At 47.2% G+C, this 22,289-nt stretch carries 18 protein-coding genes and 2 pseudogenes; 8 read left to right on the top strand and 12 right to left on the bottom strand.

The features are described 5' to 3' along the window. Nucleotides 1-6 precede the first annotated feature (6 nt). The 3 genes from cobC to Q3C19_RS15395 are packed head-to-tail and all read left to right on the top strand — an operon-like array spanning nt 7 to nt 2,778. On the top strand, nt 7-537 hold the full coding sequence (gene cobC, locus Q3C19_RS15405; RefSeq protein WP_071149644.1) for an alpha-ribazole phosphatase: 531 nt from the start codon (nt 7-9) through the stop codon (nt 535-537). 21 nt (nt 538-558) lie between these two features. Then, nucleotides 559-1,971 (top strand): RNase adapter RapZ, encoded by a 1,413-nt coding sequence (locus tag Q3C19_RS15400; protein WP_302730471.1) that lies wholly within the window; start codon nt 559-561, stop codon nt 1,969-1,971. A 33-nt stretch (nt 1,972-2,004) separates the two neighbouring features. Beyond that, complete coding sequence (locus tag Q3C19_RS15395; protein ID WP_277122226.1) at nt 2,005-2,778, top strand: nucleotidyltransferase family protein; 774 nt, start codon at nt 2,005-2,007, stop codon at nt 2,776-2,778. Nucleotides 2,779-2,808: 30 nt separating this feature from the next. Here Q3C19_RS15395 and Q3C19_RS15390 read toward each other — a convergent pair whose 3' ends face one another. After that, on the bottom strand, nt 2,809-4,182 hold the full coding sequence (locus tag Q3C19_RS15390; protein WP_302730486.1) for an MATE family efflux transporter: 1,374 nt from the start codon (nt 4,180-4,182) through the stop codon (nt 2,809-2,811). 10 nt (nt 4,183-4,192) lie between these two features. Next, complete coding sequence (locus tag Q3C19_RS15385; RefSeq protein WP_071150707.1) at nt 4,193-5,200, bottom strand: ABC transporter ATP-binding protein; 1,008 nt, start codon at nt 5,198-5,200, stop codon at nt 4,193-4,195. 205 nt (nt 5,201-5,405) lie between these two features. Between Q3C19_RS15385 and Q3C19_RS15380 the strand changes: the two genes are divergently transcribed. The 4 genes from Q3C19_RS15380 to Q3C19_RS15365 all read left to right on the top strand — a co-directional run bounded on the left by Q3C19_RS15380 (nt 5,406) and on the right by Q3C19_RS15365 (nt 9,693). Next, the gene (locus Q3C19_RS15380) at nt 5,406-5,801 is read left to right on the top strand and encodes a DUF1573 domain-containing protein (protein WP_022162007.1); all 396 of its coding nucleotides are present in this window, start codon (nt 5,406-5,408) and stop codon (nt 5,799-5,801) included. A gap of 192 nt (nt 5,802-5,993) precedes the next feature. Then, nucleotides 5,994-7,985 carry an OPT family oligopeptide transporter gene (locus Q3C19_RS15375; RefSeq protein WP_302730469.1) on the top strand — a complete coding sequence of 664 codons (1,992 nt, stop codon included), beginning with the start codon at nt 5,994-5,996 and terminating at the stop codon, nt 7,983-7,985. Nucleotides 7,986-8,004: 19 nt separating this feature from the next. Next, nucleotides 8,005-8,871: an alpha/beta hydrolase gene (locus Q3C19_RS15370; RefSeq protein ID WP_302730467.1), complete on the top strand. Its 867-nt coding sequence runs from the start codon at nt 8,005-8,007 to the stop codon at nt 8,869-8,871. 69 nt (nt 8,872-8,940) lie between these two features. Further along, a complete protein-coding gene (locus Q3C19_RS15365; RefSeq protein WP_302730465.1) occupies nt 8,941-9,693 on the top strand; it encodes an N-acetylmuramoyl-L-alanine amidase-like domain-containing protein in 753 nt (250 codons plus the stop codon). Between the two features lie 219 nt (nt 9,694-9,912). Here the strand turns inward: Q3C19_RS15365 and Q3C19_RS15360 are convergent, their stop codons facing one another. Both Q3C19_RS15360 and Q3C19_RS15355 read right to left on the bottom strand, forming a co-directional pair. Then, nucleotides 9,913-11,568 (bottom strand): VapE domain-containing protein, encoded by a 1,656-nt coding sequence (locus Q3C19_RS15360; RefSeq protein ID WP_302730463.1) that lies wholly within the window; start codon nt 11,566-11,568, stop codon nt 9,913-9,915. A 250-nt stretch (nt 11,569-11,818) separates the two neighbouring features. Next, the gene (locus Q3C19_RS15355; protein ID WP_071149649.1) at nt 11,819-12,535 is read right to left on the bottom strand and encodes an Abi family protein; all 717 of its coding nucleotides are present in this window, start codon (nt 12,533-12,535) and stop codon (nt 11,819-11,821) included. Nucleotides 12,536-12,922: 387 nt separating this feature from the next. On the opposite strand from Q3C19_RS15355, the gene Q3C19_RS15350 reads away from it, so the two are divergent. Next, the gene (locus Q3C19_RS15350; RefSeq protein WP_277122221.1) at nt 12,923-13,822 is read left to right on the top strand and encodes an Rpn family recombination-promoting nuclease/putative transposase; all 900 of its coding nucleotides are present in this window, start codon (nt 12,923-12,925) and stop codon (nt 13,820-13,822) included. Between the two features lie 806 nt (nt 13,823-14,628). On the opposite strand, the gene Q3C19_RS15345 is transcribed toward Q3C19_RS15350, so the two are convergent. From Q3C19_RS15345 to Q3C19_RS15310, 8 genes and pseudogenes are all read right to left on the bottom strand, one after another. Beyond that, on the bottom strand, nt 14,629-14,778 hold the full coding sequence (locus Q3C19_RS15345) for a hypothetical protein (RefSeq protein ID WP_277122241.1): 150 nt from the start codon (nt 14,776-14,778) through the stop codon (nt 14,629-14,631). Nucleotides 14,779-15,532: 754 nt separating this feature from the next. Next, a complete protein-coding gene (locus tag Q3C19_RS15340) occupies nt 15,533-16,627 on the bottom strand; it encodes a hypothetical protein (RefSeq protein ID WP_302730460.1) in 1,095 nt (364 codons plus the stop codon). A gap of 163 nt (nt 16,628-16,790) precedes the next feature. Next, nucleotides 16,791-17,869 (bottom strand): annotated as a pseudogene (locus tag Q3C19_RS15335) (BF3164 family lipoprotein). Between the two features lie 153 nt (nt 17,870-18,022). Then, nucleotides 18,023-18,202, bottom strand: coding sequence for a hypothetical protein (locus tag Q3C19_RS15330; RefSeq protein WP_277122217.1), 180 nt, complete (start codon nt 18,200-18,202; stop codon nt 18,023-18,025). A gap of 11 nt (nt 18,203-18,213) precedes the next feature. Continuing rightward, the gene (locus tag Q3C19_RS15325; RefSeq protein WP_302730457.1) at nt 18,214-19,179 is read right to left on the bottom strand and encodes a hypothetical protein; all 966 of its coding nucleotides are present in this window, start codon (nt 19,177-19,179) and stop codon (nt 18,214-18,216) included. A 47-nt stretch (nt 19,180-19,226) separates the two neighbouring features. After that, nucleotides 19,227-20,237 (bottom strand): hypothetical protein, encoded by a 1,011-nt coding sequence (locus Q3C19_RS15320; RefSeq protein WP_302730455.1) that lies wholly within the window; start codon nt 20,235-20,237, stop codon nt 19,227-19,229. A 118-nt stretch (nt 20,238-20,355) separates the two neighbouring features. Beyond that, nucleotides 20,356-21,159 carry a DUF4221 family protein gene (locus tag Q3C19_RS15315; RefSeq protein ID WP_302730453.1) on the bottom strand — a complete coding sequence of 268 codons (804 nt, stop codon included), beginning with the start codon at nt 21,157-21,159 and terminating at the stop codon, nt 20,356-20,358. A 487-nt stretch (nt 21,160-21,646) separates the two neighbouring features. Next, nucleotides 21,647-22,289 (bottom strand): annotated as a pseudogene (locus Q3C19_RS15310) (hypothetical protein); the annotation flags it as partial.

Genomic DNA, 22,289 nt, shown 5'->3' with positions numbered 1-22,289 from the left:
CAATATATGGAAGTGATTCTTATCCGACATACCTCGGTAGATGTTCCCCCTGGGGTGTGCTATGGGCAGACCGACGTGCCTCTGAAGGCAACTTTCGAGCAGGAAGCGGCTGTCACGGCCGCAGGGCTGAAAGCGTTTCTGCCTTTCGACAAAGTGTATACCAGCCCGCTGACACGGTGCGTAAGGCTGGCTGCTTATTGCGGCTATCCCGACGCTACGCGCGACCGTCGTATTATGGAGATAAATTTCGGAGCCTGGGAGATGAAGCCGTTCCAGACGAACGACGATCCCCGTCTGAAGGAATGGTATGCCGATTATCTGAACGTAGCCGCCACCGGAGGCGAATCCTTTGCCATGCAGTACCAGCGTGTCAGCCAGTTTCTGGACGAGCTGAAAAAGTCAGATTATCAGCGTGTTGCCATATTCGCTCATGGAGGCGTCCTTATCTGTGCGCAGATATATGCCGGGCTGGTGAAGCCGGAGGAGGCTTTCAGTGCTTTGACGCCTTATGGTGGAATCATCAGTATTGAAATATAATGATAGAATAAAAAGACATTTATGATACCAGAAGAGCTTAGAGAACTTTATAGAAACCATACCGGACAGGATCCGGAAGAAATTGTCAGACTGACGCCGGCGGGTTCCAACCGTCGGTACTTCCGTCTGAAGGGAGTGACAGATTTAATCGGAGTCGAAGGCGAATCGGTCGACGAAAACAAGGCTTTCCTTTATCTGGACGGGCATTTTCAATCCAAAGGGGTGCCGGTGCCCAAAGTCGTAGCCCGGTCGGAAGACGGCCGGTTTTATCTGCAGGACGATTTGGGCGACGTCCTTCTGTTCGATGCCATCGGGCAGGGACGCAGCACCGGGGTGTTCTCCGAAAGGGAGAAAGACCTGTTGCGGCAGACCATCCGTCTGCTTCCCGACTTTCAGTTTGCCGGAGCCGACGGACTGGATTTCTCCGAATGCTATCCGCAGGCGCAGTTCAACAGTCGCAGCGTCTTGTGGGACTTGAACTATTTCAAGTATTGTTTCCTGAAAGCTACCGGACTCGATTTTCAGGAAGACCGCTTGGAAGATGATTTCCTGCAAATGAAGGAGGTGCTTTTGCAGGACAATACGCCTACCTTCATGTATCGCGATTTCCAGAGCCGCAATGTGATGATAAAAGACGGTGCTCCATGGTTTATCGATTTTCAGGGAGGCCGTAAAGGACCGGTCTATTACGATGTGGCGTCTTTCCTGTGGCAGGCAAAGGCACGCTATCCGGAAGAACTCCGACAGGAACTGATCCGGGAGTATCTGTCTGCAGCACAAAAGTATACGGCGATCAGCGAGCCGGATTTTCAGCATCGCTTGCGGCATTTTGTATTGTTTCGCCTTTTGCAGGTATTGGGGGCTTATGGCTTCCGGGGTTACTTTGAGAAAAAGGCACATTTTCTGGAGAGTGTGCCGTATGCCATAGACAGTTTGCGCCAGTTGCTTCGCGAGCCTTATCAGGAATATCCATATTTGTGTGAGGTATTAAGCCGGCTGACCGGACTGGATCGGTTTACGGAGAAAAAATCACCGCTTGTTGTCACGGTGACCAGTTTTTCGTATAAAAAAGGTATTCCGGAAGATACGTCCGGCAATGGGGGCGGTTTTGTGTTCGATTGCCGGGCCGTCCACAATCCCGGAAAGTACGAACGCTATAAATCGCTGACCGGACTGGACGAACCGGTGATCCGTTTCCTGGAAGATGACGGAGAAATCACGGTCTTTCTGGAGCATGTGTATGCCTTGGTCGATGCTTCTGTCAAGCGTTATATGGAGCGTGGGTTTACCAGCCTTTCCGTTTCGTTCGGATGCACGGGCGGACAGCATCGTTCTGTTTACAGTGCACAGCATGTAGCCGAACATCTGCATCGGAAGTTTGGTGTGCAGGTGCGGCTCGTCCATCGGGAGCAGCATATATCCGTAAGTTTATAATCCGTTTTTTTGTTCAGTATAAGATTTGTAGTTATGAAAGCCATGATTTTTGCAGCCGGACTGGGTACGCGGCTCCGTCCTTTGACCGATCATACGCCTAAGGCGCTTGTTCCGGTGGGCGGTAAACCGATGCTTCAGCGGGTTATCGAGAAACTGAAAGAGGCGGGATTCGATGACATTACCGTCAACATACACCACTTGGGTCAGCAGATTATCGATTTTCTGGAGGCTCATCATCATTTTGGAGTGAACATACACATCAGCGACGAGCGGGATGAATTGCTCGACACCGGTGGAGGCATTCGGAAGGCCCGTCCGTTTTTAGAGGGTGGCGAACCGTTTCTGGTTCATAACGCTGATATTCTGTCCGATATCGATCTGGCCGGCTTCTATCGTGCCCATTGCAGTAGCGGAGCCGATGCCACCTTACTGGTCAGCCAGCGGCAAACTTCGCGTTATTTGCTGTTCGATGCCGAAAACCGGTTGCACGGTTGGATCAACAAAGCTACGGGCGAAGTAAAGCCGCAGGGGTTTGTCCCCGATCCGGATCGCTTTCTGGAGTATGCTTTTGGAGGTATTCATGTGATTTCCCCCACTCTTTTCCGATATATGGAAGGACCTCAATGGAGCGGTAAGTTTTCCATTGTTCCTTTCTATCTGTCTGTTTGCGATAAGGTCAGGATACAAGGCTGTCCGCTTCAAGGTTTCCACTGGTTCGACATTGGGAAACCTGAAACGCTGGCTAAGGCTGAGGCATTCTTACAAGAGGAAAAAAGTGGGTCAAATGAAGGAACGGTTTTCCTTTAGGCACGGAATTTTGCGGATGATTATTCTTCTTTACGTCGTCGGCACATTACCAAGCTTCTCTTTCCGTTTCATCTCGGAAAGTACGCCGCATGTCAGTGGAATGGCAAGCAGAAAAGACAGCACGTCCGAGCAGGCTTGGCACATTTCAACTCCCTGCAAACCCAGAAAATGAGGCAATATGAAGATGAGAGGAATAAAGAAGAGTCCCTGACGGGCCGATGAAAGCAAAGTGGCGCGTACCGGTTTGCGGATGGTTTGCAGCATCATATTGCTGACGATGATCCACGAGCCTAACGGGAAGGTGATGAATTGCCACCGCAATGCCGCGGCACCCACAGCAATCACTGCCGGGTCGCCTTTGCGGAACAGTTCAACGATTTCTTCGGCGTAGCCTATGCCCGATACGGCGCAAACCAGCAGAAATACAAATCCTACTTTGACGCTGAACCAGAACCCCTGACGTACCCGGGCGTACAGACCGGCTCCGTAGTTGAAGCCGCAAACCGGCTGGAATCCCTGTCCGAAACCTATCAGGAACGCATTGATGAACATAGCTATTCTGGTCACAATGGACATTCCGGCAATGGCGGCATCTCCATAGGCACCTGCCGCAATATTCAGCAGGATGGTAGCTACGCAGGCAAGTCCCTGACGGGCCAGCGACGGACTTCCCCCACCGATGATTTCCTTGATAAAGGAGCGCGAAGGGGTGAAGTTGCTGAAACTGATACGTATATTCTCACCCCGGCGGCTCATGAAAAGCAGCAGGGTGAAACTGCATATCTGGCTGATAACGGTGGCCCATGCTGCTCCGGATATGCCCATGTCGAGTCCGAAGATCAGAATCGGATCCAATATGACATTGATGACGGCTCCGGTAACAATGCCTACCATGGCATACGAGGCATTTCCTTGAAAGCGTATTTGGTTGTTGAGTACTAACGACGAGGTCATGAAGGGAGCTCCTAACAGAACAATCCCCAGGTAGCGTTCGGTGTACGGCAAGATGGTCGGGGTCGATCCCAATGCCAGGGAAAGAGGAGTAAGCAGCAACAGGCCTACAACGGTCAGCATCGCTCCCATGAACAAGGCCAGGAAAAAACCTGTAGCAGCCATCTTATGCGCATTGTCCAACTCTTTGGCTCCCAACTTGCGCGAGATGTAGTTGCCGGAGCCATGACCGAAGAAAAATCCTATGGCCTGTATGATGGACATGACCGAAAATACAATGCCTACTGCTGCCGTTGACTGCGTATTGATTTTCCCCACAAAGTAGGTATCTGCCATATTATAGAAAGAAGTGACAAGCATACTGATAATTGTCGGTATGGCCAATGAGATAACTAAACGGGGAACGGAGGCCGTTGTCAGGTACGTATAATTGTCTTTTGAATGGTGCATGATATTCAAAATACTATTTCAGTTGCTTTATTATCTTCAGCAAACCTTCTATGTTGTCGGTACAGATCACTTCCTTTCCGTGAACGTGTATGCCAAATTGGTTGCTGTTGTTTTCATCGGTATCAATATAGATATCGGTGAAGTGGCTATCGCCTTCAATGCCATTGCGTTGCAGTGCTTTCTGCACCATGGCATATCGTTGTCCGTGCCCTTTCAGTCCTATTTTCAAGGGACATTCGTAGTCTACCCTGAACAGTCCGGTCGCTGGTTCAAAAACAATGCCTTTGCGAACGAAAAATTGGTTCAGACTGCCATCCAGAGAGAGATCTTCCGGAGTTCCGATGACAACCCCTTTGTTCTTGTCCATCAGCCAGATCTTGTCTGCTATCTGCAGTGCCAGTTCCAGGTCGTGCGTGGACAGGAAAATGGTTTTGTTGGTCTGGCGACTAAGCGTGTGCAGCAACTGCATCATTTCTACTTTACTGGGAAAATCCAGAAAGGCAGTCGGCTCATCCAGATAAATAATGGGGGTTTCCTGCGCCAGTGCTTTGGCTATCATGACTTTCTGCCGTTCGCCGTCGCTTAAGGTATGTACCATTCGGTGGGCCAGGTGTCTTATGCCTACCTGCCCGATAGCCTGTTCTACGATGGCCTTGTCTTCTTTGGACAATATTCCCCAAAAGCCAGTATAAGGACTGCGGCCTAATCCGACCAGTTCGGTGACAGTAATATTCTGGACGTCGCACCGTTCGGTCAGAACCACACTGATCACTTTGGCCATCTGCTTGTCTGTATATTCTTCTATATCTTTCCCCAGAATGCGTATCTGTCCGCTCAACTTGGGTTGGAAGGCGGATAATGTTCGGAGCAGTGTAGACTTCCCCACTCCGTTGGATCCTAACAGGCAAGTCAGTTCGCCGCTGTTGATTCCGGCTTGAATACCTTCTGCTACGATTTTTACATTTTTCTTTCCGGGATATCCGATAGCCAGATTACTGATATGTATGGTTTCCGTATTCACGTGTGGCATGTCCAAAATAACGGGTTTCTGATTTTGGTCGCAATATTCGGAATTTTTAGCGAGATATGCAAACGCGCTTTTTTATTATATGTAGGGAAAAGGTGATAGTAAATCTACTATTTAATACTATTTCGCATACGGAAACTTCCATTTCCATAAAAAAAGGCTAACTTTGCCGCGGTTGAATCTAAAAAACGAAATAAAAATGAAAAAGCTGGTATTGTATATGGCAATGCTCCTTGTGGGCATAAGCTATGCTTTTGCGCAAGGTAAGGCTGACATTAAGTTTGATAAAACATCTTACGATTTTGGAACATTTTCCGAGAATAGTCCGGTGGTCAGCTGTGTTTTCACATTTACCAATGTAGGCGATGCTCCTCTGGTCATACATCAGGCTATTGCTTCTTGCGGATGTACGGTACCCGAATACACACAGGAACCGGTACTTCCTGGCAAAACGGGTACGATAAAGATAACTTATAACGGAGCCGGCAAATATCCGGGACATTTTAAAAAGTCCATTACGCTGCGAACCAATGCCAAAACCGAAATGATGCGGTTGTACGTAGAAGGGGATATGACTGCCAAAGAAAAGAAATAAGTAACTTTTTGATACCAAAATAGTGGCGGTATCAGATTTTTAATGTACTTTTAGGCACGGATTACACAATCTATCACAGAACAACTGAATTTTGTTCGTGATTCGTTATGTAATCCGTGCCTGTTTTTTTTGTATCAATCCAACGTATGTATTTGGAAATTAAGATTATAAACATAAAATAACTGCTAACTTATGGAACAAGAACTAGAAAAACAGACCGGTTTGCCGGAAAATGCTTTTCGAGAATTAAAGCCGGGCGAGGTATACAACCCGTTGATGAGTCCCGACAGGAAATATCCGGAGGTGAATCTTTGGTCGGTATTGTGGGGTATTGCTATGGCTGTCCTTTTTTCGGCTGCGGCAGCCTATTTGGGACTGAAGGTCGGCCAGGTGTTCGAGGCTGCTATTCCTATTGCCATCATTGCTGTCGGAATATCCAGTGCCGGAAAACGGAAAAACGCTTTAGGCGAGAATGTGATCATACAGTCCATCGGTGCCAGTTCGGGTGTTATTGTAGCCGGAGCCATTTTTACATTGCCGGCATTATACATATTGCAGGAGACCTATCCCGAGGAAATTACGGTGACATTTATGCAAGTGTTCATCAGTTCGCTGCTCGGAGGTGTGTTGGGCATTCTGTTCCTGATACCGTTCCGTAAGTATTTTGTCAGTGATATGCATGGAAAATATCCTTTTCCCGAAGCGACTGCCACGACACAGGTTCTGGTATCCGGCGAAAAGGGCGGCAATCAGGCCAAACCTCTTCTGATGGCTGGTCTTGTTGGTGGTCTTTACGATTTCATTGTAGCTACTTTCGGTTGGTGGAACGAAAACTTCACGACCCGTGTTTGCGGCTGGGGTGAAATGCTGGCCGAAAAGACGAAGCTGGTTTTCAAGGTCAATACGGGTGCTGCCGTGCTTGGTCTGGGCTATATCGTAGGATTGAAGTATGCGGCCATTATCTGTGCCGGTTCATTAGTTGTGTGGTGGGTTATTATTCCCGGCATGTCGCTCATTTGGGGCAATGAAGTGCTCAATCAGTGGAACCCGGATATCACGGCGACTGTCGGCAGCATGACTCCCGAACAGATATTCGACTATTATGCCAAGAGCATCGGCATTGGTGGTATTGCCATGGCCGGTATCATCGGCATCATCAAGTCCTGGGGCATCATTAAGAGTGCTGTGGGACTGGCAGCCAAAGAGATGGGCGGGAAGTCGAATGTGGAAAGCAATCTGAAGCGTACCCAACGCGACCTTTCCATGAAAATTATTGTTGTAGGTTCTGCTATTACGCTGATTCTGGTTTTCCTGTTTTTCTATTTTGATGTGATGCAGGGCAACCTGATACATACCGTAGTGGCCATCTTGCTTGTGGCCGGCATTTCATTCCTCTTTACGACTGTTGCTGCCAACGCCATAGCCATTGTGGGAACCAATCCTGTATCTGGTATGACCTTGATGACACTGATTCTGGCTTCCGTGGTTATGGTTGCTGTCGGACTGAAAGGTCCTGAGGGCATGGTAGCCGCTCTGGTGATGGGAGGTGTGGTTTGTACGGCACTGTCCATGGCGGGCGGATTCATTACGGACCTTAAAATCGGCTATTGGCTGGGTACTACTCCGGTCAAGCAGGAGACTTGGAAATTCTTGGGTACCATTGTTTCGGCGGCTACCGTAGGAGGCGTGATGATCATTCTGAACAAAACCTATGGATTCACAAGCGGTGACCTGGTTGCCCCGCAGGCCAATGCCATGGCTGCTGTCATCGAGCCGCTGATGAGCGGCGTGGGGGCTCCCTGGCTGCTTTACGGCATCGGTGCCTTGCTGGCTATTGTGCTGACATTCTGCAAGGTGCCTGCACTGGCTTTTGCATTGGGTATGTTCATTCCTTTGCAACTGAACATTCCTCTGATTGTGGGTGGAGCCATCAACTGGTACGTTACCAGCCGCAGCAAGGATGCCGCTGTCAATGCCGAACGCGGTGAGAAAGGAACGCTGTTGGCTTCCGGTTTCATTGCCGGCGGTGCGCTGATGGGAGTAGTCAGTGCTGCCATGCGTTTTGGCAACATCAATCTGATGAACGAGGCCTGGATTGCCAATTCCTGGTCGGAAGTATTGTCACTTGTGGCTTATGCCGTGCTTATCTTCTACTTTATCAAAGCTTCCATGAAGATAAAATAATTATTAGAAACCGAATGCCATGAAAAAAATTTTAGTTTTATTCTTTTCATTCATCATTACGACTATGATATATGCGCAAAAGCCTGTCGAGCTTCCATTATGGCCCGACGGGGCACCCAATACAAACGGATTGACCGGAGAGCAGGAAGATTTGGACGGTGGGCGTGTGGCCAACGTCGTGACGCCTACCATCACCGTTTATCGGGCGGCTTGTCCCAACGGATTGGCCGTTATTATGTGTCCGGGCGGCGGTTATGCCCGCCTTGCTTTGGGGCACGAAGGACACGACATGGCTTCGTGGTTCAATGCTCAAGGCATTACTTATGTAGTTTTAAAGTACAGAATGCCGAACGGACATCGCGAAGTGCCCTTGTCCGATGCCGAACAGGCTATTCGTCTTGTTCGTCAGCATGCGGCCGAATGGAATATTAATCCTTCGCGCGTAGGCATTATGGGTGCATCGGCAGGTGGACATCTGGCGGCCTCCTTGGCTACACTTTACGGCAGCGACGAAACCCGTCCCGATTTTCAGATTCTGTTTTATCCGGTGATTACCATGGGAGCGGATACACATTGGGGATCCAGGGTCAATCTGCTGGGAGAGAACCCCACAGAGGAACTGGTGCGTGAGTATTCCCTTGAAAACCGGGTCACTTCACACACTCCGCAGGCATTCATTATGCTTTCGACGGATGACGCCGCTGTTCCTCCCGTCAATAGCATCAACTATTATCTGGCCTTAGTCAGGCAGAAGGTTCCTGCCACTCTTCATGCCTATCCTACCGGCGGGCATGGCTGGGGATTCCGTGACGACTTTACGTACAAGCGTCAGTGGACCGGAGAATTGGAAAAATGGCTTCGCGAAGGTTTGAAGTTCGTAGAATAAAAATGTAACAATCTTTTTTTTGATAAATCGATGAAAATAATTACAAAGACTTTGTGTAGCATACTGTGTATGGCTATACCTTTTATTTCGACTTATGCTCAGGAAGATCCGGGTGAGGCGGTGTTGAGCTATGGCCTCGGTTTCCTGGATGTCCCTTATGTGCCCCATACGCTGGACGGGGAAGTCAAGGAAGATCTGGTTGTCAATTGCGACGAAATGGATTGCACCACGTTTGTCGAATATACGCTGGCCATGGCGCTTTCGCCGACCGAGGACGGACAGGTGGCCGAGGGCGATTTCGCAAACAATGTTCAGCGAATCCGTTATCGTGACGGACGTATCGACGGATATGCGTCGCGATTGCATTACATCACCGATTGGGCGGAGAATGGCATCCGGAACGGTTTTCTGGAAGACATCACCGAAAAGAAGAGCCCTTATACGCAGAAAGTGACGGTCAACTACATGAGCACCCATCCGGAACAGTACTGGAAACTGGCCGATTCGCCCGAGGACATGAGAAAGATCAAGAAAATAGAAAATGAACTGTCAAAGAAAGAGATTCATTATATCCCTGAAGACAAACTTCCGGTCAACGGACTGCCGTGGATTAAGAACGGCGATATCATAGCCATTACCACCAATATTCCGGGATTAGACATTGCCCACATGGGCATTGCATTCTATGTGGATGGCAAACTGGGATTGCTTCATGCTTCCTCTACCGAGAAAAAGGTGACCGTATCGCGTATCGCATTGTCGCAGATGCTGAAGAACAACGATAAATGGACAGGCATCCGCGTGTTGCGCTTGAAGAAGTAAGCGCATACCTGCTCAGGAGTCAGCACATGTTTTGAATGCGTCTCTACACGGAGATGGATCAGATAACCTATCTTGAATCTGCCTCGTTCCGTGTAGAGACGCAATTTTTTTGCGTCTTTAGCTCCCACTAAAAGCGATTTACAATCAATATCTTACAATTCTATTTTCTTCATAATTAGACGTATATGAGTGAAGAGGATGGAAAACATACCGCCAGATTTACTCCCGCTCCGTTCCCTCCTCTCTTTGGGAGAGGGGCCGGGAGCAAGCTTCCACCCAATACCCGTTCCCATACTTCGTATGCACCCTGCGCCCCAGCTGCGCCAGCAGCCGTGCGAACGATGTGCACGAACAGTCCTTCAGCGCGGCGGGATTCTTGCGCTTCACCGTGGCATAGATTTCGGCGGCGGACATCAGGCGGGCACCTTGTTCGCCCGGCTCGGTGAAGCGGAAGCACGAGCTGACCAACTCTTCGGCGGGCGTGACGCGGTAGAATGGGCGGTTGGCCTGTTGGATTTCGGCCTCCTCTTCCTTGCTGAACCAGCAGCGTTCGCCGTTCTCCAATTCGTGCAGCAGTTGGGCGTAGAGCTGTTCATAATCCACCGGCGTGGTGCAGTCGATGGGGCGTTCCACCTCCACGCAGATGAAGCGGCGGCTGCCCGAAAGGTCGGTCAGCAGGTCGCGGCGGTTGCTGGTGCCGATGAACGAGGCGATGCGGGGCAGTGCCTCTGCCGTGCGGCGATAGGCACGGCGTACGCGCAAGGCTTCCATCTGCATCAGGTTCTTCAGCTGGGGCATCCGGCTGGCGGGCAGGCGGTCGAACTCGTCCAAGTTGATGAGTCCGTACGAGGCCAGTTTGTTCTCCGCCGCCGTGGCGTTGGTCAGGTCGAAGCTTTCGGTGAAGTAGTCACGCAACTGGGGCGGAAGCAGCAGGCGGCAGAAGGTGGATTTTCCAAAGCCTTGTGCGGTGCTGACCAGTAGCGGTGCCACGCTGTTGGCGCGTCGTCCCTCTCCGCCACGACCTGTCCACTGGGCGGTGACGGCCAGCATCCAGCGATGGAAGGCGCGTGTCCAAAGGTTGTTGTCGGACACCCGTTTGGCCAGGGCGGTCACACGGTCGGTGCCGTCCCATGCGGGAAGGTGCTTGAAATAGAGGTCGAACGGATGGTAGGCCTGCACGTGGTCGGACTCCACGTAGCGTTTCACGTCGCGGTCCCAACAGTCCACGCCGCTGTCGATGGCGTCGAGGGCGATGCCGTTCAGCGTGCGGCTGTCCACGGGGGTATAAATAAGGTGGTGCGGATCGGCTGTGTTGGTAGTGTCCAAGCGGGCGCACTCCGTGCGTTCCGTCAGCAGGTTGTAGCGGAAGGCGTAGTGCAGCTTCAGGTAGCGCGTCAGACGTTGCATCATCTGTTGCTGGCGCGAGGGCTTTTCGGGTTGGTCAGGAGATTCTTCAGCAGGTGCGGTGACCTCTTCTTGGGGAGCGTCTTTTACCTCTTCCTTTTCCGCATCTTTCACCGTATCCTCTTCAATAACAGGCGGTTGCTCCATCGTCAGGATGCGTGCTTCGGCGGTTTCGTCGGGTTGTGCATCCACCCATTCGATGATTTCGTTTCCGCCGTTCAGGCTGAACATGCGCTTCTGTTCGCCTTTGGCACGGTCGTCGGGTGTCCAGGTCATGCGGACGCTGAATTCGCCGCCGCCCATCACTACGAAGATTTCACCCTCGGGCAGGCGGTGGCAGACGTGTTGCAGGTCGGTCAGCAGTTGTTCGTACGGAGCGGCGGGGCTGGCTGCCGGCGTACCGGTTGTGGGACTCTTGTGTGCATTGTTCCAAGGAAGGAACCAGTTTTTCAGGTTTGTAATCAGATTCATAGCGATTTAGGTTTTTGTCCCCAAAGATACAACATCAAAAGCCCTTTGTCAAGTGGGTGGGTGTGGAATAATCAACAATAATCAACATTAATCAACTTCATTCTCATGCACCACGGAGGACACAGGGGCATTATGTATACATGCGCACACCTTCACATACACATTCATAAACGCCCCATACGGGGTATCACCAACATTTTGGACAAAAGTAACTCTAAGGTGATACCTCGAAAAATTAGTTTTTACATAGTCATTGTTTTTGTTTATTTTCTTCTTTTTCTATTATCTTACATACTTTATCCACCTCTCTTAGCGAGGGCATAATCTCAGGGTCTATCCATGTGAGAAAGTCGCTGATTATCACATACATATTCTTCACATAGGAGAAGTCACATTTTCTATTTACGAAGCATATCGGCTCGTTATGGTTGATGCGGTTGCGCAGTTCACGAACCTGCACTATAATATCGTTAACCTCCTTTCGTCCGTACCCGGAAGGCAGCTTCTTGAAAATCCGGCATGGTACACCAGCCAAAAGCGCATAGTGGTGCGTTTCATAAAAACTGTTCCAGAATCCCAAGGTCTGTTCAGCTATTACCCTGCCAGTCGTAACCTTGACACCCCGGTCGGCTATTTTCTTTTCTGCTTTCAGAACTTCTTTTAAGATATAGTCATTGATAACTTTTTTCTTTGTCCGTTTGTTCGTATATGTCAGGGAAGAAGCAACCATGAATCCGGCCTTCTGGTTGATAATCCAGTTTCCGTCGGAGAAATGGCGTGCCAGAGCATAATGCAACTGGTTACGCAATATGACCTCAAAGGAAGACAGCAAGGGATGAAATGCCTGTGCTATCTTCATGTTGGCAAAATAGAGCATGACCGCCTTGCTTTTGTTGCGGTTGGTCGCCTTATAATATTTGGAAACTCTCGAATTAGAATATAATCTGACTACTTTTTTATATTTCATTTTGCTTGTTCAAATAAAAACCGTACCTTTGCATCGTAATGCTTGGTAAAGCCTCTGTTATCAAAACACGTAACCAAGTTAAGGATATACCCGTTCATCAAGAACGGGTTTTTTCGTTTATAACTATCCCATCTGTTTTATCCTACAAAAATAGCCAAAAAAAAAGGTCATGGAAAGTATTCAGACCATTTTTAATATTAAGAGTATAAAATTTCTTTTTAGGGCATACACACATATAACTACATTTTACCCGACATCCAATCCGTAATCATCCGTGTCATCTGTGGTGAATATCCCCCGTCATGTCAAACGAATATTTCTTTTCAATGTTTGGAAATGTAGCAAGAACTTCGTTTATTTGCGTTATGAACTTCATTTTGAAAGACTATGGCAAATTACATCCGTTTCGACTGGGCCATGAAGCGATTGTTGCGCAATAAGGCCAATTATGCTGTATTGGAAGGACTGCTGACCACGTTGTTGGAAGATAAGGTGAAAATCTGCAAGTTGCTGGAAAGCGAAAGCAACCAGGAGGATGAGTATGACAAGTATAACCGTGTGGACATGCTTGCCGAGGACTCACGGGGCGAACTGATCCTGATAGAAGTGCAAAACAACAACGAGTATGCTTACTTCCAGCGCATGCTGTTCGGTGCGTCGAAACTGGTGACGGAATATATCAACCGTGGCGAGGGATATGAAAAAGTGCGCAAGGTGTATAGCGTGAACATCGTCTATTTCTCGTTAGGGCACGGAAAGGATTTTGTTTACCATGGCAAGACGGAGTTCCGTGGCATTCACGAGGGCGACCTGTTGGAGCTTTCGCCATTCCAGCGTCAGACTTTCAAGGTCGATCAGGTGAGCCAGCTTTATCCGGAGTACTACATACTGAAGGTGAACGACTTCAACCGTGTGGCAAAAACGCCTTTGGAAGAATGGATTTACTATCTGAACACGGGCGAAGTGCCGGAAGGTGCCACCGCACCGGGACTGGAGACCGTGAAAGAGCAGTTGCAACTGGATCGTATGAGTCAGGATGAACTGAAAGCCTATTATCGCCACTTGGACAATATCGTCATCCTCCGGGATAATATTCAGACAGAACGGGCAGAGGGCAGAGCGGAAGGAAGAGCGGAAGGGAGAGAAGAAGGAAGAGAACAAGGAAGAGAACAAGGCATTAGGGAAGAGCGTCTAAAAAACGCTACTGCCATGAAAGCCGCCGGCATTCCAATCGAAACTATAGCCCAAATCACCGGACTCATAGTCGAGGAAATCAAAACCTTATAAACTGTCAATAATCCACGGATTACACAGATTTGTCAGATTAATTTATATGCAAACTGTAGAGACGCAAAATTTTGCGTCTCTATCCCTTACACATTATTATACTACTACCCCACCGCCATGTTTAATCCGTGATCATCCGTGTCTTCTGTGGTATTTTTCACCAGTTTGCAGGGTGAAATTTTGTCGTAATATCCTGTGGGTGAGCTGTTTGTGGTGAAATATGGATACGCGGACGACGAGGAGGGGGCGGACGAACGCGGATTTGAATTTTTAAATACGGGTGGAACGGATTTCTACAAAGGGATGAAAGTTGATACTAGTCTTGCCATGATTTTTCCCAGTTAGGAAAAAATTACTGCCCAGTTAGGAAAAAATTACTGCCCAGTTAGGAAATAATTTTTTCCTAACTAGAAAAAAACAGGTGGGTGACAGCCTGTGAGTGCAAGAGCCTGTCTGTAAAAATTTCACCGTAAGCGAATGATAATAAAGATGTTGTAATGCAAAGAATGGATACGCGGACTACACGGAATGAGCGGATGAACGCGGATTTTAATTTTTAATTATTCATTTTTAATTGAATCAACGTGAAACTTTATCCTTCACCATATCCATCTGATTATCAATACTATTTTACCTGTTGAAAGCGTGAACCCAATTTCCCCTTTTCTCCTTTTCATCCGTGTTCGTCCGTCCCCTCCTCGTCGTCCGCGTATCCATCTTTCACCCTCCTAAAGTGCCACTTGGCAGACGTAACCACCTACTTTAGCCGCGTAATATGGGCAGTTAGCCGGCGCAACAAGCACCGCTCACTCCAGTTTCTCCACCTCCTCGCGCATCTCGCGGATGGCGGTCGACATCACCTTGGGCTCTTTCGTCAGCACAATCCGCTTCATCTCCTCCAACTTATCCGGATGACGGTAGTCGGGCAGAGCATAAAACCTCTCATAAAAGTACATTTTGCTATCAACCAAATTACAAATGTTTATACACTCAACTTAAAAGATACCAATGTATCTTCCGGATCGCGAATGATGCAATATCCTACTCCTTCTTTTTCGTCCACAGCCAGACAAGTGATTCGTTTACTCGACTTCAACAGTTTTACCGGATTCCCTTAACAGAACACACAAAATAAGTAAAGCTACATTTTTCATATTTGTTTCATATTTAGATGATTAACAATACGTATTTATAATTAAAAATCATAGTATATTTAAAGAAAAAAGTTACCAGTGACTAACCTAAGTATCATAAACCCATGTATACAAATGTCTTCCTCCAGTACAATCTTGGAAAGTAGTTTAATTATCTACCAACTTTCTACATTCGCCGCATCACTTTCTCGGAAAAAAGAACTAACTGTTTTATGACTGTACACTAAAGCCATAAACGGAAGCCACAAGAGCCAATCCAACCTACAAAATTTTTGTCTTTTTACTTTTCATGTCAGTAGTTTTATTTGTTAGTCTGGATAAAGGTAGGCAACCAGCTGATAATAGCCTAAAAAAATAGCTCAAAATTACTCAATAAGCACCTCAAAAAATATCAAAACACTATATATCATATAGATAAAAAAGGAATAGACGATCAGAATCTTACCAAAAATAAACGAAAGAGAGCAGCAGATTCCCCCCCCCTATCCGTACATTTTTATTGTCTCGCCAAGATCGATCGGCGGCGAAGAAAAACTTCGAAATAAATAAAATGTAATTACGGTTGTTCCGTAGGCATTACGATTTCATCCTCCTTGGGCCTGCACAACTTATAGGCGACACTCACATCCAGAATATCTACATCACTACATGCGTGTAGTTCCTTACGCAATCGAGAAATAGCAGAATGGAGGGAATGGATAGTACAATTTCCATCAGGCCATAAATGCTCCATGATATCCACTTTGGGCAGCTGATGTCCCTCCGCTTTGGCAAACAACATAAACAAACAAGACATCTGAGGATTCAGTTTCGTTTTTCCGTTCTCTCCTATCAGCATATGGTTGTTCGGACAGAACGTCAAGCCCTGCACCACCAGCACAGGCGAAGCCTCTTTTGCCGTTTCCATTGTCGGTAGGGATATCCAAGAAGGAAAAAGTTTATGCAAGCCGATTCTGATCCAACGGAGAACCGACCGAAAATTGGCAACGACCATCACAAGACCTGACACTGTAAAAAACAGGAAAAACAACGTGTACCACTCGTCCTCGGTGAACATGCGATACCACAGATAACTTGCAAACCCCGTGACTTCCACTTCGCTCCGCATCCCCAGATAGCAGGAAAACAGGCTATCCGCATCTGCCAGATGCACCGTATCGCCGGCATAGGAAAAGGTTTCTTTTTCGAAAAAGTCGGTCACACCTACACGAACCGATAAACGGAGGCCGGAGTCGGACACCGACTTTTGCCATGAATGTAGCAACGTGTCGGCACTTAAAGGCGAAAGTAACAAGATATAAGATTGCATAACCCGGTATTCCGGCAACACTTCGAGGTTGTTCAACCGACGATGGAGCGGTATCGCATACGATCGCTTACCCACCCCCGTAATATTCAGTTTCACCGTGTCCTTCACCATCTCTTCCTTGGACAATACCGCCTGTGACCGGTTGGAGTAGAGCGATACTTTCATATTGTCTCTTTTCAAAAGCTCATGCTCCAATACCTTTGTGCACTCCTGCCGTGCTGTTCCTTTAAATGAAGATATATGGACATTGTAATAATACTTGCCAACCAAGAAGACACAAACGACACCAAACAGGATGGCTATACCTCCTTCTATCCACCTTACAGATTTTTTTCTTTTCATCTCCGACTTAAGATTTTGTTCGCAAAAATAATTGTTCTTTCTACACGAAACAACAAACAATGACTAAAAAACGATGACAAAATACTTCCGTCAGAAATAGTGCCGAACAGACCAACAGACGAATGTCCATAAATAAAGAAATGATGATAATGTGGTATGTCCATCAGTCTGTAGCATCCAACCGGAACTCTACCACAGGTTCATCACTGTTGACATCTGTAGTCCATAATATCCTCCGCTTTTCGTTCACCGCAATGCCACACACATGACGGTCGAGTACATAACAGCGCAAGGGTGCTCCTGTCAGGCTGAACACATAAAGGTAACGGCCACCATCCTGCAGGCTTTCGCCTTGTTGGATGCTTTGGCCAATTTCCTTGAACGAAGTTCCCTGAAAAATGGCATAGACGGCACTGTCTGCCACACCTGTACGTCGATGAACCCCATGATGCCTGTAGGGATGCCATACCCCTGACGTACTTGAAACTGCGGTTCGCCACCGGGTCCCAGGAGCACCGTATGCGTACTGTCGCGCAGGTTCCATAACTCAAGCACCTCGCCCAACTGGGTGGCAGCGGCCAACACACCGTTGCGGGGATTGTAGTCGATAAAACTGCGCCAGGCTTGTGCCAACGCCGGACGGGAGTGGAGCAAAGCGTCTTCGTTGGCCGTGGGGATGGAGCCGAACCGGCGTAACAGGCGGCCGTCGCGGTTCACCACGCAGAAGCGGCTGTCACCCGAATAGTCGGGAACGAGGCAAGTGGAGTCGTTGATGCTGAAAAAATCGAGCGCACGAAGCAGTTGGCGGTCGAGGCTGACCGTACCTACGCGAAGCAGCGAGTCGGCAGAAGGAGCAAACACAAAATGCGCGACCTGCGACTTGCCGGAATCGAGGACATGGAGCGTGTCGCCTGTCCAACGCATGTTTTCGGCGGAAATCAGGTCATCAGGGCCATCGCCACGGCGGCCGGAAGAAGCCAGATGACGGAAGTCGGGAAGGCTGAAGGCGTGGAAGAAATGGTCCGTACCATGAAGATCCATCACCACGGCACGGTCTGCCTGCACGCGGATGCGGAAGGGATAGTGGAACACAGCGGTATCGAGAGGCAGCGGTGTGCCTGCAAGTTCTGCCGTTTGCGGGAAACCGTCGTAAACAGTCACCCTCTCGCGAAGAGGACGGGAACAGGCGGCGAGCCACAAAAGGACAAACGCGGCGGACAAACCGCCAGACAGTCGGGACAGAAACGCCGGTAAGGCGAAAGTCCGGTGGGAAGAGCATAAGGAAATAATACTCATATTTCTTTATTTTAAGAATTTGAACAAGTAAAATTCTGCTTGGTAGTTAAGAAGTTCAAGAGTTAAACCGATAATTTTACAATGGTTAATGATGAATGGTTAATGGTTGACGAATCGTAAGCTGACACTGTCCACTAACTCATAAAGATCCACTTTTTCCAAGATACGACTGTCCGCTACGGTGATTGTCTTCCCTTCCGCATCCGGGGAAGAAGCCGATGGCTTGCAGGCCACCATTCCGATAAGGACAAAACCTAAAAGCACGATTCGTGTATTCATTCTTTTTTATTTTAATCAAAAAGCAACTTATATCGGATAAAATAGTTCTCATAGTTTCCATTGAATCCATAGAGCATATTGTTTTCCTCATCTACATCGAACAGGAAGGGAGCTACATCGAAACTGTATTGGGCTACTCCCCTGCCCTCATAATCCAATACTTCCAGGCAGCAGCCATTCTCCTGTCGGTCGTACAAGGCATAAATGTACTTCCGGCCTGCCATGACGTTCAGATAGCGCTGTACGGTATGCTGCATGCCGCCCATGCGGATTTCAGACTTCACGTCTTTGTCTACCAGACGCTTGTACAACGTCATGTCCGAAACCCGGTATAGGTCTATCTGTTTCTTATAGCTATATGCATAGACTATAAAGTCATCGTTGGCAGACATGATTCCGCGATGGCTGTCAAAAAAAGTTTCGCCATGCTCATCGCGTTCCATCGTTATCTGCCCGCTTGGCTTTCCGGTTATCAGATTTATCTTCTTGATCGTATAATCGGTAGAAACGGTACTGTAAACCAGCAAAGAGTCGCGCAGAATGTGCATCTGGTTGAAATTGTCGTATTGCGGCAGAAGAAGTGCGTGGGCTGCCTTCATTGCCTGTCCGTCGGTGACCATTGCTTTTATCGTAACAGGCGTGTAGCCCCATACATACAATGTATCCGAAAAACTTCGGCAAAACATCGGGAAGAGGCCTATTTCATCTTTGCCCTGTCCTTTGGTGCCCCATCCGCTTTGCAGTATCAAATCGGGCAATTCGTACCGCCACAGCATCGTGTCGCTCCTGCTGCTTGCCACGAACATCGATTTTCCTTTCAATGCAATAAAATCCGGAGCAATGATCTCCTTGCATTCCAACATGTCCCCCTTCAAAGCCGCTTTCCGCTCAAAAGCCGGAAAAGGCACTTCGACGGATTGGGATGTGCATCCTGCCAATAAAAACAGCGACAACAACCCATACAAATAAGATTTCATATCCATACCCACGTTTCTATTTTTTCAATGTTTCTTTGCGTAATCTGTTACATGTCAAACGTATAAATCTCGTCTTCATTTTCGGCAAACACGCCATAAATGGTCTGTTCCTTTTCGTCAATGGCAAACGAACTGATCATGCGGTCCAGATACAGCCGCTTCAGGGGCTTACCCTCCCACGAAAATATCTGGACGGACGGACAAGCCTTACGTTCCCTGATCTCTTCGGGTGTCATGTCAAGGTTCAGCGTATAAATGTACCGTTCCGTTGCGCAGACGGCCAAAGGATAGATTCTCCGTTTGTCCGGTTCGACCGGAATGCGGTCGTCTTTAGGAGCTATATCCAATGTGACATCCCGAAGCAGACGACCGGCCTTGTCTATGATGCGGAAACGGCGGTCCGAAGTATAGAACGAGGCAAAGCGCTCGCCTGAAGGATGGGCGGCGGCAATACGTCCATACGCCTGGTTGCGAGCCAGTACAGAACCGAAACGGTCGGGCGTTTCCGGATAATCGACCTGCTGCTCGGCAGTGCCGTCCGGACGGATAAAGAGGTACTCTTTCTCCTCTTCAAAGTCGGTTTCACACACATAAGCCGAGTCTGCCAACATCAGCAAACCGTTGTAATAACTGCGTTGTACCGGGAGTTTGCAGGCAGACACGACCGCTTTTCCACCGGCCAGTGAGATGCCCTTCACTTCGTTGACATCCAATACATAAGTCCGACCGGAACGCTCTCCCACAATCTGGTTGGACGGCATTCGGAAATCGGACGGTCCCTCGCCCCGTACCCCGAAGCTGTACAGATACCTGAGTCCGGCTTTGTCGAACACCTGAAAACAAGTATCCATCTTGTCGTTGAACACCACCAGGCAGGAGTCTGCCAGAAACATACTCCTCGGATACAGCATGACCGGAGGAATCCGGTGTACGTCTGCCACCAATGTATCTGTCACATCGAAAGATGTATATACCTCGGTCGTCTCCTGCCTGCTGCAAGAACACAGCATCCCGACCGCCATTAATAATGTAAAAATGTTGCGTTGCATCATTCTCATAGTATATTTTCACTCTATCCTTTAATAAAATTGTTTTGTGATTCAGAGAAGATTCCTTGTATGAGAAATACAAGGTTTACAATTAGTTCTGAAACAAAATATTTCATATCCTACTTTCTTACCATCTTAACTCATCGTATTCAAAATTTTCTTCCTTGTTCTCATTTGATAAAGGATTGTCAACATATAGCAAAAGCGCATCCGATGTCATGCACCAACCGGTCAACAAACTATAACGTTTTGTAGCCAGTTCGCTCTCACCTAAAATATTAAACTGATTATCGAATACGGTCAGATATAACTTCCTACCGGCCAATATGTCATTCAGCTTTTTTGATGTATTGTATTCTTCTTCGCCTACATGCAGCCTAATGTACATATCGCGTGCGGGCAAATAACCCACTTCATAAAAATGAGGATTTACCACTCCGTGTTTCTCCCATTTCGTATAATCTTCCTTTGACTCACACTTATCCGCCTTGTTTTTGCAGAAACGGCTATACGCTTCGTGGATCTCAGTTTTTCCACTCTTCCGATCCATAACATACACATGAGATTCTACAGGATAATTATACAAGATTTTATCAGATGTAAAGGTTATGTTCGGACGATTCATATTGGCATAATCACCATCTCCTATGTCTGATATCTCTACCGATGGCTGAAGGGCATAGGTCACAGGAGGAATTGAGTCAGACAGAAAGACTTCACGTACCCCAAATGATACAGGATGCGTGGATGCGTTTCTTATGCCAAAAAGTAAAGAATGACGAACCTTGTCGTAGTACAAATCCGTTGTAGAAGTCGCATAATTACGTTCCACCATCACAGACTGGCCGGAAGGTAAGTTTGATGAGAGTTTTACCTTTCTCAACAATTCGCCATTACCATTCAGCAATAGAGCACTTTGAGTAGCATCCACTACCCAAATAGAGTCGGGGGAACAAACCATTAAGCCTGTAATAGGACTGATGACAGCCGAGTGTCCTTCTGTGTAAAAGGATAACTGAGTAGCTTTCCGTTTCGTAAATTGAAACAATCCAGTGCATGTAACTTAAAATTATAGCCGTATAACCATTCTATAGTATCTTGGTAGTAATCAGATAAATAATATGACTTCAATTTCAAGATATCGGCCTCGGGCAATATATGCTTTTTGATCTGTAGTCCTTCTAAGTCAGAATGATTGGTTTCCGAACTTTTATTATGTTTTGGAGAACAGGATGCAAAACAAAAAACAATAAATCCATATGCAAACATGCTTAATCTATTCATAGTAACTTACAATATTAAATGATCTTTATAGAAAACGATTCAATTTATTAAACTTATTATCTTATCAGTACCTATACCTAACAGGATAATTATATTTTTCAAACTTATATTTTAAAGTACGAACAATATTAGGGTTATTTCAGATTGAAAGATACGATATCAAATACTTCCTCATTTATGTCTGCATCCCACTCGTTTCGTATAATATATACTTTGTGGGCATTTTCATCTATATAAAATTGTCCCGATACATTATCAACAAAACGATAAGAATTTATCATATTGCCATTCCAATCCGTCTGGATCAACATACTTTCTGTCTTCTCTGCCATTGGGCTAACAATCATACGTAACAAATAACAATACTTTTCTGTAGGAAAACATCTGGTAAAGCCTGAATAGCCATTATCTAATGCCAACATCTTCGTATTTTTATTCACATCGGGAATACATTTTTCTGAAAATTTGAATGTCTGGATGTGTTTTCCTTCCAAATCATAGACATGAATCAAATCAAAAAAATACATTCCTACAAGAATACGGTTTTGTTGTTCGTTTAATGCAACTATTGATGCAAAGGTATAGTTATAGTCTGATACAGATTCATTTAAAGTAATAGGGCATTTTGCTTTCAAGGTTTTTCCGGTGTTCCTATTGTACACAAAGAACATATTGGGATTAGTGGCATCAATCTTCCTACCTACAATATAATTTTTAGATAAATTCGTTTCACTACTTATAAATATAGAATCCGGATACGGAATATATTCTTTTAAT

Source organism: Bacteroides sp. ET489, from assembly GCF_030518095.1.
In the GTDB taxonomy this organism is placed as follows: domain Bacteria; phylum Bacteroidota; class Bacteroidia; order Bacteroidales; family Bacteroidaceae; genus Bacteroides; species Bacteroides ndongoniae.
Note: the sequence above shows the minus strand (reverse complement) of the source record. Positions and strands in the feature narration are given on the sequence as shown.

Bases quoted from the DNA above. Each gene is read 5' to 3' on its own strand.
- Q3C19_RS15360 (WP_302730463.1), bottom strand. From the start codon at position 11,568: ATGAATCTGATTACAAACCTGAAAAACTGGTTCCTTCCTTGGAACAAT.
- Q3C19_RS15395 (WP_277122226.1), top strand. From the start codon at position 2,005: ATGAAAGCCATGATTTTTGCAGCCGGACTGGGTACGCGGCTCCGTCCT.
- Q3C19_RS15350 (WP_277122221.1), top strand. From the start codon at position 12,923: ATGGCAAATTACATCCGTTTCGACTGGGCCATGAAGCGATTGTTGCGC.
- Q3C19_RS15365 (WP_302730465.1), top strand. From the start codon at position 8,941: ATGGCTATACCTTTTATTTCGACTTATGCTCAGGAAGATCCGGGTGAG.
- Q3C19_RS15370 (WP_302730467.1), top strand. From the start codon at position 8,005: ATGAAAAAAATTTTAGTTTTATTCTTTTCATTCATCATTACGACTATG.
- Q3C19_RS15340 (WP_302730460.1), bottom strand. From the start codon at position 16,627: ATGAAAAGAAAAAAATCTGTAAGGTGGATAGAAGGAGGTATAGCCATC.
- Q3C19_RS15330 (WP_277122217.1), bottom strand. From the start codon at position 18,202: ATGAATACACGAATCGTGCTTTTAGGTTTTGTCCTTATCGGAATGGTG.
- Q3C19_RS15320 (WP_302730455.1), bottom strand. From the start codon at position 20,237: ATGAGAATGATGCAACGCAACATTTTTACATTATTAATGGCGGTCGGG.
- Q3C19_RS15380 (WP_022162007.1), top strand. From the start codon at position 5,406: ATGAAAAAGCTGGTATTGTATATGGCAATGCTCCTTGTGGGCATAAGC.
- Q3C19_RS15325 (WP_302730457.1), bottom strand. From the start codon at position 19,179: ATGAAATCTTATTTGTATGGGTTGTTGTCGCTGTTTTTATTGGCAGGA.
- cobC (WP_071149644.1), top strand. From the start codon at position 7: ATGGAAGTGATTCTTATCCGACATACCTCGGTAGATGTTCCCCCTGGG.
- Q3C19_RS15355 (WP_071149649.1), bottom strand. From the start codon at position 12,535: ATGAAATATAAAAAAGTAGTCAGATTATATTCTAATTCGAGAGTTTCC.
- Q3C19_RS15375 (WP_302730469.1), top strand. From the start codon at position 5,994: ATGGAACAAGAACTAGAAAAACAGACCGGTTTGCCGGAAAATGCTTTT.
- Q3C19_RS15400 (WP_302730471.1), top strand. From the start codon at position 559: ATGATACCAGAAGAGCTTAGAGAACTTTATAGAAACCATACCGGACAG.
- Q3C19_RS15345 (WP_277122241.1), bottom strand. From the start codon at position 14,778: ATGTACTTTTATGAGAGGTTTTATGCTCTGCCCGACTACCGTCATCCG.